Source organism: Kitasatospora sp. NPDC091257, from assembly GCF_044757675.1.
Classification (GTDB): domain Bacteria; phylum Actinomycetota; class Actinomycetes; order Streptomycetales; family Streptomycetaceae; genus Kitasatospora; species Kitasatospora lactacystinica.
Map to the genome: position 1 here is coordinate 1 of NZ_JBIVVI010000129.1, position 11,688 is coordinate 11,688.

Here is an 11,688-nt window from a genome sequence, read left to right on the forward strand (position 1 = left end):
GGTGGACAGGTCGCGCCAGACCCGCTCGATCCGCTCCCCCTGCCGCACCGCGCTCGAACCCGCCGTCGGGAACAGCTGCCCCTCCACGGCGTGCCAGCACAGCCGGATCACCTCGCGGCAGATGGTGGCCAGGCGCAGGTCGTGCTCCCGGGTGAAGGCGCCCGGCCCCCGGGCGCACAGCTCCTGCCACTGGGCGATCGCCTGCAGCACGGCCGCCTCGGCCGTGGCGATCATGCCGGCCGCCTCGCCGTACCAGAACTGGTAGTCCGGGTCCTCGGCGCGGGTGACCACGGGCGGGAACAGCGTCGTGCGGGAGAGCATCAGCTCCTCGTAGGCGTCCAGCGCGCCCTGGGCCATGCCCACGGCGAGCGAGGCCACCTCCAGGAGCATGAAGCTGAGCGAGCCGCCGCCGTACTCCGGGTTGCCGTGCAACCGGTAGCCGGGCGTGCCCCCGTCGACGACGACCTCGCTCATGTGCGTCCGTGGGAGCGTCAGGTGGTCCGGGACCCGGCCGTCCTCGATCACGATGCTGTGCGAGCCGCTGCCCTTGAGGCCCAGCTGGCCGCCCCAGTCGTCGGCCCGGCGGAACTCGGCGCGCGGAGCGACGAAGAGCATCGGCGCGGGCGGTTCGCCGGCCTCGCCGGGCACCGGGACGTGACCCATGAAGTGCGTCGCGTACGGCGAGCCCGAGCAGTAGTTCCAGGTGCCGTCGATCCGCCAGCCGCCGTCCTCGGCGCGCTCGGCCTTCCCGTTCGGCACGATGGTGGCCGGGCAGATGAAGTCGCCGCCGGCGAAGAGCTCGGCCTGTGCCCGCTCGTCGAACAGCGAGGCCGCGGGCAGGGCGTGGGTGGCGCCGAGGCAGTACATCCACCCGGTCGACGGGCAGCCGCGGGCCAGCGTCATCGCGACCCGCAGGAAGGTGTCGATGCCGAACTCGTAGCCGCCGTAGCGCTTGGGCACGAGGATCCGGTAGAAGCCGGCCCCGGCGAACGCCTCGTGGGTGTCCTGGGCGTAGTAGGTGCGCTGTTCGGTCTCGGCTTGCCGGGGGACCAGGAGCGGCGCGATGGCCTCGGCCCTGGCGATGATCTCCCCGGGTGTCAGACCGGGCTCGGGCGGCTGCGGCGAGCCGGACCCTGCGGCGTTCATGGCGACCGTCATTGCGGCGCAGCTCCTCTACGGTTCGGGCGGGCGTTCCACCGACGCTGGATGGACTTTCCCGGCCAGCCTGGCCCGCGGCCCGGCCGGTGCGCATCTCCCGGATTGCCAGCACGATCGAAGAACCCACGGCCGCGGGGCCGTTGCTACGGTTCCGGGGCGAATTCGCCCCGGACTCCGTGAGAGGAATTCCCCATGAGCCCCAATGGAAAGCCGCAGTCGAACGCACCGGCGAGCAGGACGCCACTCTCCTTCAACCAGGAATTCCTCTGCGGCTTCGACCGCGGCGACGACGAGGGGCCGTTCGGCCCGCGGTTCCACATCGTGCACGGCTGGCGCCTGCGCGGGAAGGTCGACGCCGCGACGCTTCAGCTGGCCCTGGACGACGTGGTGGTGCGGCACGAGGCCCTGCGCACGGCCATCGTCCGGGGCGAGGGCGAGCGGTACCAGGAGATCCATCCGCCGACCCCGGTCCGGCTGGAGCTGCGGGAGCTGACCGGGGCGGATCCGGCGGCGCGCGAGCGGGCGGTGGAGGACCTGATCACCGAGGTGGAGTCGGGCACCATCAGCGCGCGGGAACTCCCCCTGCTGAAGGCCACCCTGCTCCGCTTCGACGAGGAGGACGCGGTCCTGGCCCTCGTCGTGCACCACACGGCGGCCGACGGATGGTCGGTGCGGCTGATCATCCGCGATCTCGCCGTCCGCTACGCCGAGCGCCGCGGGCACACTCAGCCCGAGCTGCCGGTGGCCCTGCCGTACCGTGAGTTCTCGGCGTGGCAGCGGGAGTACGCGGCGGATCCGGCGCTGGAGGAATCACGCGCCTTCTGGCGGGAGCAGCTGGCCGGCGCCGAGATCTACTCGGTGGCCACCGACCGGCCGAAGTCGGCCGGCCTGCCGGAGTCCACCGCCATCCACCGCTTCACCGTCGACGCCGAACTGACCGCGCGGGCGGTGGAGATCGGCCGGGCGCTGCGCAGCACGCCGTTCATGGTGCTGATGGGCGCGTTCGCGGTGATGGTCGCGCGCTCCTCCGGAACGACCCGGGTGGTGGTGCCGACCTTCTCGCCGGGCCGCGGCGAGGACCGCTTCCACCACACGGTCGGGCCGTTCTTCAACTTCCTCCCGCTGTGCACCGAGCTCGCCGGGTCCCGCGACTTCGCCGAGGTGGTCGCCCGGATCCGCACCACCAGCCTGGAGGCGTACGCCCACGACATCCCGTTCGGGCAGATCCTCGCCCAGGCACCGGAGTTGATGCTGCCGACATTGGAGGACGGCCGGGCGGCCTGTGTCTTCCAGGTCTTCCCGTTCCCGTTCCTGCTGGACGGGGAGCTGATCGGGGACCTGGAGTACACCGAGGTGCGGCGCCGGCTCACCTCGCAGCCGGTGGGCTCGGACGTGCCCAACGGCGCGCTGTGGACGCTCAACCTCGACCCGGCCGGGGACGTGGTGGCGGGCATCCAGTACAACAGCAACCTCTACGACGAGAGCTCGGTGGCGGAGCAGGTGGACCGCTTCCGCGAGGTGCTGCGGGAGCTGGTCGGCGCGCCGGACGCGCCCCTGGACCTCCGTACCGAGCGTTCCTGAACCACTGGGGCCGACGGTCCCCGCCGCGTGCGGCGGGGACCGTCGGCCCTGTCGTCAGCCGACCCTGATCGGGCCGCGGGGGCGCAGGCCCCGGCAGGCGTCGTTGTACTGGTCCAGCAGCAGCTGGGCCTCGGCGTTCGCCTGTGCGAAGCGGACCCGCGGTTCCACGTCGGTGACCAGCACGTCGTGCATGGCGGTGGTCAGGATGTCCTGGATCCCGGCGAACTCCCCGAGCAGCGCGCCCCGGGCGGCCGGCGAACCGGAGTTGGCGGCGAGCTGGTCCAGCGCCGTGCGGAAGTGCGGGTTGCGCTCGAACCAGCCCTCCTGCTCCAGCAGGTCGATCGCACCGCCGGTGACCGGGATGAAGCCGGTCTCCCGGTGCCGCTCGGCGGCGGTGCGCGGCGTGTTCAGGTACTGCATGAAGGCCAGGGCGCCGTCCTCGGTCTCCCGGTCCAGGCCGGCGGCCAGCCAGAGCGCGTCGCCGCCGATCACGTTGCCCGCGTAGGGCACCCGGTCGTTGTACGGCATCCGGCAGGCCTGGACGACGAAGCCGCCGTCCAGGCCTGCCTGGGCCATCCGGGCCGCCTCGACCGAGGTGGTGAGCACGAAGGCGACCTCCTGGTCGGCGAAGGCGCGGAAGTTGCCGTCCCAGTCGACCTCGGTGTTCACCCGGCTCGGGTGGTAGCGGTACAGGCCCGCCCGGTGCAGCCCGCGCCACCAGTCGACGTAGGCGAGCATCGCGTCCGAGTCGAGGTACAGCGTCTCCGCGCGACCGGAGCGGCCGTTGTCGTGGTCGGCCAGCAGCGCCCCCTGCTGGGCCACCGACTGCTGGAACCACCAGCCGTGGTTGGGCCAGGTGATCGCGTGGGCCGGCCCGTCCGGAAGCGCGGCGACGGCCCGGCAGGCGGCCTCGATCCCGGCCCAGGTCTGCGGGACCTCGGTGATCCCGGCCCGCTCCAGCAGGGTGGTGTTGGCGTAGAGCAGCGTGGTCGAGGTGAGCGGCGGCATGGCCGCCACCGCGCCGTCGTGGGTGTAGTAGTGCCGCGCGGCGGGCGCCACGTCGCCGAGCACGACCGGCTCGCCGAGGATCTCGGTGCGGCCCGCGATCGCCCGCTCGACCGAGGTGAACAGCGGCGACCCGTCGGGCCGTCGGGCGTCGAGGGCGTCCCGGGTCGACGTGTAGAAGTACTGCGCGATGGTCGGCGCGCCGCCCTGCTGGACGGCGTCGTGGACCGTCTGCGGCACCGACAGCCAGTCGGCGCCGCTGACCCGGATCCGGTACTCGGGGTGGTTGGCCGTGAACTTCTCCGCCAACTCCCTCGTCCGGTCGAGAAAGTACGGCATGAACGGGTAGAGCGGCACCACGATGTCGATGTCGATTCGCTTGCTCATTCCGGAGTCCCTCCTGCGCAGGCCTGGCAGATCCAGATGCTCATGCTCCGGGGGCGGCGGACCGCGGGCATCTCCGCTCGTGCTGAGTCCGGGCCGTGCGGACCGCCCGGGCCGCCCGGGTCCGCAAGCGGCGCACGTCGGGAGAAGCCACCGCCGCTCCCGGGCTGTCAGTCTCGATCCGTCCGGTGAACTGGCAGCAAGGAGAGGCGTCTGATGGCCGAAGCCCGGGAAACCACCGCCGGCAATGCGCGCGGAACTCGCCCGCTGACCGGGGCGGAGTACATCGAGAGCCTGCGCGACGACCGGGAGATCTACCTCTACGGTGATCGGGTCAAGGACGTCACCGCCCACCCGGCGTTCCACAATCCGGTCCGGATGACCGCACGGCTCTACGACGCCCTGCACGACCCCCGGCACCGGCCCGTGCTGACCGCGCCGGTCGACAGCGGCGGCGAGGGCTACACCCACCGCTTCTTCACCACCCCGCGCAGCGCGGAGGACCTGGTCGGCGACCAGCAGGCGATCGCCGCCTGGGCGCGGATGAGCTACGGCTGGATGGGCCGCAGCCCCGACTACAAGGCCTCCTTCCTCGGCACCCTGGGCGCCAACGCGGACTTCTACGAGCCGTTCGCGGACAACGCCCGGCGCTGGTACGCCGAGTCGCAGGAGAAGGTGCTGTACTGGAACCACGCGATCGTGCATCCGCCGGTCGACCGGTCCCTGCCGCCGGACCAGGTCAAGGACGTCTTCATCCACGCCGAGCGGGAGACCGACGCCGGCCTGGTGGTGTCCGGCGCGAAGGTGGTCGCCACCGGCTCCGCGCTGACGCACTACAACTTCATCGCGCACTACGGCCTGCCGATCAAGGACCGCACCTTCGCGCTGGTGGCCACCGTGCCGATGAACGCGCCGGGGATGAAGCTGATCTGCCGCCCGTCCTACACCGCGACGGCGGCGGCGATGGGCAGCCCGTTCGACCATCCGCTCTCCTCCCGGCTGGACGAGAACGACACCATCCTGGTGCTCGACAAGGTGCTCATCCCGTGGGAGAACGTCTTCGTCTACGGGCAGCCGGAGAAGATCCGGATGTTCACCGGCCAGTCCGGCTTCATCGAGCGGTTCACCTTCCACGGCTGCACCCGGCTCGCGGTGAAGCTGGAGTTCATCGCCGGCCTGCTGGCCAAGGCCCTGGACATCACCGGCACCGGGGACTTCCGCGGGGTGCAGAGCCGGCTCGGCGAGGTGCTGGCCTGGCGCAACCTGTTCTGGGGACTGTCCGACGCGGCCGCCCGCAACCCGGTCGCCTGGCGCAACGGCGCGGTGCTGCCCAACTCCCAGTACGGCCTGGCCTACCGGTGGTTCATGCAGACGGGCTACCCGCGGATCAGGGAGATCGTCCTCCAGGACGTGGCCAGCGGGCTGATCTACGTCAACTCCAGTGCCAAGGACTTCGGCAATCCGGAGATCCGGCCCTACCTGGACCGGTTCCTCCGCGGCTCCGGCGGCGTCGACGCGGTCGAGCGGGTCAAGGTGATGAAACTGCTCTGGGACGCCGTCGGCAGCGAGTTCGGCGGCCGCCACGAGCTCTACGAGCGCAACTACGCGGGCAGTCACGAGAACACCCGGATCGAGCTGCTCTTCGCCCAGCTCGCCAACGGCCAGCTGGACTCCTACAAGGGCCTGGTCGACGAGTGCCTGGCGGAGTACGACCTGAACGGGTGGACGGTACCCGATCTGTCCTCCTTCGCCGACCTGAGTGATTCCGTCCACGGGCTGCTCGACAGCTGATCCGGGTACCGACAACCAATCGATGAGGATCGGAGGGCATGGTGGCTTCCCCTTCCCTTCAGGGGCATTTCACGCAACAGGCGCTCAGGACACCGGACACGATCGCCGTGTCGTCCGGTGAAGTCCGGCTCAGCTACCGCGAGTTGGACGAGCGGGCGAACCGGCTGGCGCACCGGCTGGGCGAACTCGGCGTGCGGGCCGAGTCGCCGGTCGCGGTGCTGATGGAGCGGTCGGCGGACCTGGTGGTGGCGATCCTGGCCGTGCTCAAGGCCGGCGGGTGCTACCTCCCGCTGCACAGCGCCTACCCGCTGCCGCGCAAGCAGTGGATCGTGGAGCATTGCGCGGCGCCGGTGCTGCTGACCGACGAGGCGATGAGCCGGCAGGGCCTGCCGGAAGGCGCCGAGGTGGTCGTCGTCGAGGGCGAGAAGGGCCTCGCGGGCTACCCCGCGACGGACCCGGCCGTCCCCACCGGCCCGGACGCCCTCGCCTACGTGATCCACACCTCGGGCTCCACCGGGGTGCCGAAGGGCGTCGCGATCGCCCACCGGGACGCGCTCGGCCTGGCCCTGGACTCGATCTGGGCGGACGGCCGGCACGAGCGGGTGCTGATGGTGGCGCCGTACGCCTTCAACGTCTCCACGTACGAGTTCTGGGTGCCGCTGCTGCACGGCGGGCGGATCGTGGTGGCCCCGCCGGGCGACCTCGACGTGCACGCCCTGCGCCGGCTGATCGCCGAGGAGCGGATCACCGGCATCCACCTGACCGCCGGACTGTTCCGGGTGCTGGCCGAGGAGGATCCGGGCTGCCTCGCCGGTGTGCGCGAGGTGCTCACCGGCGGCGACGTCATCGCCCCCTCGGCCGTCCAGCGGGTGCTGGAGCACAACCCCGCCCTGGTGGTGCGGGCGATGTACGGCGCCACCGAGGCGACGCTGTTCAGCACCAGCGCGCCGATGACCGCCCCCTACCTCGCCACGGGCCCGGTGGGCGTCGGCCGGCCGATGGACGACGTCCGGCTGCACGTCCTGGACGCCGGGCTGCGGCCCGTGCCGGTCGGCGGGGTGGGCGAGCTCCACATCGCCGGCCGCGGCCTGGCCCGCGGCTACGTCAACCGGCCCGATCTGACGGCCGAGCGGTTCGTGGCCAACCCCTTCGACGCGCCGGGCGAACGGATGTACCGCACCGGGGACCTGGTCCGGGTCGACCGGGACGGCCTGCTGGAGTACCTCGGCCGGGCCAACGACCAGCTCAAGGTGATGGGCTTCCGGGTGGAGCCCGCCGAGGTGGAGGCGGTACTGGCGCGCCATCCCGGACTGGCCCATGTCGCCGTCGTGGCACGGGAGTCGGAGTCCGGGGAGAAGCGCCTGGTGGCGTACTACGTCCCGGAGTCCGACGGGATCGAGGCGGGTGCGCTGCGGGCGCACGCGGTGGAACAGCTGCCGGCGTACATGGTGCCGACGGCCTTCGTGAGCGTGCCGGCCCTCCCGCTGACCCCCAACGGCAAGCTGGACCGGCGGGCGCTGCCCGAGCCGGTGACCGGCTCGACCCGCCGGGCGCCGGCGACCGAGCGGCAGCGGCAGCTGTGCGCCCTGTTCGCCGAGGTGCTGGAGGTGCCGGAGATCGGGGTCGACGACAGCTTCTTCGAGCTCGGCGGCCAGTCCCTGGCCGCGATGCGGCTGGTCAGCCGGATCCGGGCCGAGCTGAGGATCCCGCTCACCGTCACCCAGTTCTTCGACGTTCCCTCGGTGGCGGCCCTGGAGGGCCTGCTGGACCGACCGGAAGGAGAGCGGGAATGAGCAGCCCCTTCGACGCCGACGACGGCGAGTTCACGGTCCTGGTCAACGCGCGCGGCCAGTTCTCGCTCTGGCCGGCCGACGCCGCGGTACCGGCGGGCTGGACGCCCGAGCACGGGCCGTCCGACCGGACCACCGCCCTCGCCTACGTGAACGAGCACTGGACGGATCTGGGGCCGAACGGCCTCACCGGGCGCCTCCCTGGGCAGCCCGACGACTGACGAGGAGTCCGGAACATGAGCCTCGACGCGGGTCAGGAGACCTTCGGCGGCATGCTCGTCGACCACATCACCTGCTACGTCGCCGACTTGGCGGTCACCACCGAGTGGCTGGTCCGCGGGTACGGCCTGGAAGTGTATGCGAGCTCGCCCCCGCAGGCGCGGGAGCTGCGCTCGGTGGCGCTGGGCGCCAACGGGATCCGGCTGCTGCTCAGCCGGCCGGTGGTGGGGGACCACCCGGGAGCGGCCTACGTCGAGAAGCACGGCGACGGGGTGGCCGACATCGCGCTGCGCGTCCCGGACGCCCGGGCGGCCTTCGCCACGGCGGTGCGCCGCGGCGCCCGGCCGGTGTCGGCGCCGGTCGCGCACGGCGACGTGGTCACCGCCACGATCATGGGCGTCGGCGACATCGCCCACACCTTCGTCGAGCGCCCGGCGGGCGGCGACGAGCGGCTGCTGCCCGGGCTGACGCCGGCCGACGCCGGCCCGGCCGGGCCGGACTGCGGCCTGCGGGAGGTCGACCACTTCGCGATCTGCGTCGAGCCGGGGCAGATGGACACGACGGTGGCCTTCTACCGCGAGGTCCTCGACTTCGAACCGATCTTCACGGAGCGGATCGAGGTCAACGGCCAGGTGATGATCACCAACGTGGTGCAGGGCGGCATGGTCACCTTCACCCTGATCACCCCCGACCCGTCCGAGGTCTCCGGCCACCTGGACTCCTTCCTGAAGGACCACGGCGGTCCGGGCGTGCAGCACATCGCCTTCACCACGGACGACATCGTGCGCTCGGTCGACGCGATCGCCGCCCGGGGCGTGGAGTTCCTGGGCACCCCCCCGGCGTACTACCGGCTGCTGCCGGACCGGCTCACCCCGCTGCGGCACTCGGTGGCGGAGCTGGAGCGGCTGAACCTGCTGATCGACCAGGACCACGACGGGCAGCTGTTCCAGATCTTCGCCAAGTCCGTGCACCCCCGCAACACCCTCTTCCTGGAGGTCATCGAGCGGATGGGTGCCCGCTCCTTCGGCAGCGGCAACATCAAGGCGCTCTACCAGGCCATCGAGCACCAGCAGGGCAGGGGTACCGGCGATGACGCGTGACACGATCCCCGACGAGCGCTTCCGGACCGCGGTCGAGCGGCTTCGGGTGCCGGGCATGGGAACGGAGGTGGTGGCGCCGCTGCTCTCCCAGCTGATCCACCTGGTCCGGCCCCACCGGGTGCTGGAGGTCGGCATGGGCTACACCACCCCGTTCCTGGCGAAGGCCCTGGCCGAGGCCGAGGAACTGGCCGGCGCCGAGGCCGCGGCGCTGGTCCGCAAGACCCTGCCGTACCTCACGGACGGCCGGGAGCTGGACGAGGCGTGGATCGACAGCGAGCCGGCGCTGCTGCTGCCGGGCGGCTACCGCGAGCCGTACCGGCCGCGGTTCGTGGCGGTCGACGACCTCTCGGACGCCGGCTCCTCGGCCCCGCTGGTGACGGAGGTGCTGGGCGAGCTCGGCCTCGCCGAGCGCGTCACCGTCGTCAACTCCGACATGCGCGGGGCCGTCGGACGCCTCCCCGAGGAGTTCCGGCCGATCGACTTCGCCTGGGTGGACGCCTGGGACTGCCTCTACTTCTTCGAGAACTTCTGGGAGTTGATCGATCCGGACGGCGGGATCGTGGTCATGCACTACCTGATGACCTACCCCGAGGGCGAGGCGATCCTGGAGTACATCGCCGACACCCAGCGGATGGCCCCCGGCGAGTTCGAGATGCTCAACCTGCTGGAGAGCCGCAAGCTGCGGCAGAACAGCATGACCGTGCTGCGCCGCACCGGCGGCAGCCGGCCCCGTCAGTACTCCGACACCGGTCAGCGCCCCCGCCTCGGCGGCCGGGTGCGTTCCGACGCCGCCGCGCTGGCCAGGTCGTTGGAGGCCCCGGGCACGGTCTGAAACCGGCCCGGACCACGCGGGCAATCTGGAAGATGGCGGCCTCCGGCCGCCTGGCTAGATTGATTCACATCCACTGCGAGCCTTGCGAACAGAGGGGAACCACCGGCATGAGCACACTCTCCGAGGACCCGAACAGCGTCAAGTTCGTCTACTGGGACAACCTCACCTACGCGCCGTCGGGATCGCGCTCGCCGGAGGAGTGGGACCCGGTGCTCGGGGCCCGCCTCTACGAGACCTACCTCGACCACTGCGTCGAGGCGGAGCGCCTCGGCTACGCCGGCCTCAGCCTGCCGGAGCACTTCGGCCCGTCGTCGATCTCCCCGCACCCGAACGTCATGCTGGCCGCGATCGCCGCGCGGACGACCCGGGCCCGGCTGGTCTCCGGGGTGAACCTGGCCCTGCTGCACCACCCCCTGCACCTCGCCGAGCAGTTCAACATGATCGACGTGCTCTCCGGCGGGCGGCTGGAGATCGGCCTCGGCCGGCGCGGCGACCGGGCCGCCTTCGAGCACAACGCCGACCTCATCGACGGCGCCGTCAACCGGATCGACCACCCGGTGGCGAAGGACGACCTGACCCCCGCGTACACCGCCTTCCTCCAGGACGCCGAGGTCGCGAAGGTCACCGTCTGGCCCCGGCCGGTCCAGCCGAGCGTGCCGCTGTGGGTGGCGGCGGAGACGGACGAGTCCCTCGCCATGGCGGCCCGCCGCGGCTGGAACGTCTTCACCGGGCTGAACCTCGACCCGGCGGCCGGCGGCATGTCGAAGATCAGCGTGGAGGAGATGGTCGCGCGCCTGCACCGCTACCTGGAGGTCGGCAAGGAGCACGGGCACGAGCTCTCCATGGCGAACGTCGCGGCGAGCTGCTTCACCGTGATCGCCGACACCGACCGCGAGGCCGCGGAGCTCGTCCGCGACGGCTTCGTCTCGCACATCGAGACCGCCGGCGGGGTGCTGGCGCGGATGGCCGGCGCCGACCCCGCCGACAGCCCGCTGTCCTCGCTGGCGAAGGAGGGCGACACCGGCGTGCAGGGCGTGTTCGAGGCCCCCGCGGAGTCCTACCTCCGCAACCCCTTCGCCCTGGTCGGTTCGGTCGAGACGGTCCGGGCCAAGCTGGAGGCGCTGACGTCCGCCGGCTTCCGTCGCTTCGTGCTGCTCTGCGGCGGTGTCGGCACCACGCACGAGGTCGCCTGGCAGTCGGCCAGGGCCATGGCCGAGGACGTCGCCCCCGAACTGTTCGCAGCCACGTCCGGCTCCGGCGCGGTGGCCCCTGATCGCCTTCGCGCTCGCCCAGCACCGCCACGCCCGCGGCGCCCGGCTGCCCGCGGCCCTGGTGCTCGGCGGCCACCGGGCGCCGCACCTGCCGGCGCCGCTGCCCGACGAGCCCGGCATCCCCGACGCCGACCTGGTGCGGACCCTGGACGCCTACGGCGGACTGCCCCGGATCCTGCTGGACCACCCGGAGTGGCTCGCCGCCCTGCTGCCGATCGTCCGCGACGACCTGCGGCTGTGCGCCGCCGCCGGCACCGTCGCCCGTACGCCGCTGCCGGTGGCGCTGCACGCCTTCGGCGGGGCCGAGGACCGGCTGGTCACGGTGCCCGAGGTCCGGGAGTGGGCGCGCTACTCCACCCGGGAGAGCGAGATCGCCGTGGTGCCCGGCGGCCACTTCTTCCCCCGGGAGGCGCCCGGGTTCCCGGAGTTCCTCTCCGCCGTGCTGCGCCGCTACGAGGCGGCCCCCGGCGCGATTCCCGGCACGGCCCCCGGGCCGGCCGGGGCCGGGCAGGGCTGACCGGAGCCGGGACGGCGCGCTTTTAGCGGTGCCAAAGCCC

At 72.2% G+C, this 11,688-nt stretch carries 9 protein-coding genes and 1 pseudogene; 8 read left to right on the forward strand and 2 right to left on the reverse strand.

What is annotated here, in order from left to right; all coding sequences use genetic code 11:
* A partial coding sequence (locus tag ACIQOV_RS08865) for an acyl-CoA dehydrogenase family protein (protein WP_401046516.1) occupies window positions 1-1,158 on the reverse strand: 1,158 nt, incomplete at its 3' end.
* Between the two features lie 192 nt (window positions 1,159-1,350).
* Between ACIQOV_RS08865 and ACIQOV_RS08870 the strand changes: the two genes are divergently transcribed.
* A complete protein-coding gene (locus tag ACIQOV_RS08870) occupies window positions 1,351-2,739 on the forward strand; it encodes a condensation domain-containing protein (RefSeq protein ID WP_401046519.1) in 1,389 nt (462 codons plus the stop codon).
* 54 nt (window positions 2,740-2,793) lie between these two features.
* On the opposite strand, the gene ACIQOV_RS08875 is transcribed toward ACIQOV_RS08870, so the two are convergent.
* Window positions 2,794-4,131 (reverse strand): extracellular solute-binding protein, encoded by a 1,338-nt coding sequence (locus ACIQOV_RS08875; protein WP_401046522.1) that lies wholly within the window; start codon window positions 4,129-4,131, stop codon window positions 2,794-2,796.
* Window positions 4,132-4,344: 213 nt separating this feature from the next.
* Here ACIQOV_RS08875 and ACIQOV_RS08880 point away from each other — a divergent pair, with 213 nt between their 5' ends.
* The 7 genes and pseudogenes from ACIQOV_RS08880 (at window position 4,345) to ACIQOV_RS08910 (ending at window position 11,648) form a co-directional block, all read left to right on the forward strand.
* Complete coding sequence (locus tag ACIQOV_RS08880) at window positions 4,345-5,919, forward strand: 4-hydroxyphenylacetate 3-hydroxylase family protein (protein WP_401046525.1); 1,575 nt, start codon at window positions 4,345-4,347, stop codon at window positions 5,917-5,919.
* 38 nt (window positions 5,920-5,957) lie between these two features.
* On the forward strand, window positions 5,958-7,712 hold the full coding sequence (locus tag ACIQOV_RS08885) for an amino acid adenylation domain-containing protein (protein WP_401046527.1): 1,755 nt from the start codon (window positions 5,958-5,960) through the stop codon (window positions 7,710-7,712).
* Window positions 7,709-7,930: an MbtH family protein gene (locus ACIQOV_RS08890; RefSeq protein WP_401046530.1), complete on the forward strand. Its 222-nt coding sequence runs from the start codon at window positions 7,709-7,711 to the stop codon at window positions 7,928-7,930. The genes ACIQOV_RS08885 and ACIQOV_RS08890 overlap by 4 nt, the downstream gene beginning before the upstream one ends.
* A 15-nt stretch (window positions 7,931-7,945) precedes the next feature.
* Window positions 7,946-9,028 carry a 4-hydroxyphenylpyruvate dioxygenase gene (hppD, locus tag ACIQOV_RS08895; RefSeq protein WP_401046532.1) on the forward strand — a complete coding sequence of 361 codons (1,083 nt, stop codon included), beginning with the start codon at window positions 7,946-7,948 and terminating at the stop codon, window positions 9,026-9,028.
* Window positions 9,018-9,860 carry a hypothetical protein gene (locus tag ACIQOV_RS08900; protein ID WP_401046534.1) on the forward strand — a complete coding sequence of 281 codons (843 nt, stop codon included), beginning with the start codon at window positions 9,018-9,020 and terminating at the stop codon, window positions 9,858-9,860. Before hppD ends, ACIQOV_RS08900 begins: the two co-directional genes overlap by 11 nt.
* Window positions 9,861-9,967: 107 nt before the next feature.
* Window positions 9,968-10,990 (forward strand): annotated as a pseudogene (locus ACIQOV_RS08905) (LLM class flavin-dependent oxidoreductase); the annotation flags it as partial.
* Window positions 10,991-11,024: 34 nt separating this feature from the next.
* Window positions 11,025-11,648 (forward strand): thioesterase II family protein, encoded by a 624-nt coding sequence (locus ACIQOV_RS08910; RefSeq protein ID WP_401046536.1) that lies wholly within the window; start codon window positions 11,025-11,027, stop codon window positions 11,646-11,648.
* Window positions 11,649-11,688: the final 40 nt, after the last annotated feature.

What these genes read in the sequence shown, in the direction of transcription:
- ACIQOV_RS08870 (WP_401046519.1), top strand. Translation starts at nt 1,351, where the DNA reads ATGAGCCCCAATGGAAAGCCGCAGTCGAACGCACCGGCGAGCAGGACG.
- ACIQOV_RS08875 (WP_401046522.1), bottom strand. Translation starts at nt 4,131, where the DNA reads ATGAGCAAGCGAATCGACATCGACATCGTGGTGCCGCTCTACCCGTTC.
- ACIQOV_RS08880 (WP_401046525.1), top strand. Translation starts at nt 4,345, where the DNA reads ATGGCCGAAGCCCGGGAAACCACCGCCGGCAATGCGCGCGGAACTCGC.
- ACIQOV_RS08885 (WP_401046527.1), top strand. Translation starts at nt 5,958, where the DNA reads ATGGTGGCTTCCCCTTCCCTTCAGGGGCATTTCACGCAACAGGCGCTC.
- ACIQOV_RS08890 (WP_401046530.1), top strand. Translation starts at nt 7,709, where the DNA reads ATGAGCAGCCCCTTCGACGCCGACGACGGCGAGTTCACGGTCCTGGTC.
- hppD (WP_401046532.1), top strand. Translation starts at nt 7,946, where the DNA reads ATGAGCCTCGACGCGGGTCAGGAGACCTTCGGCGGCATGCTCGTCGAC.
- ACIQOV_RS08900 (WP_401046534.1), top strand. Translation starts at nt 9,018, where the DNA reads ATGACGCGTGACACGATCCCCGACGAGCGCTTCCGGACCGCGGTCGAG.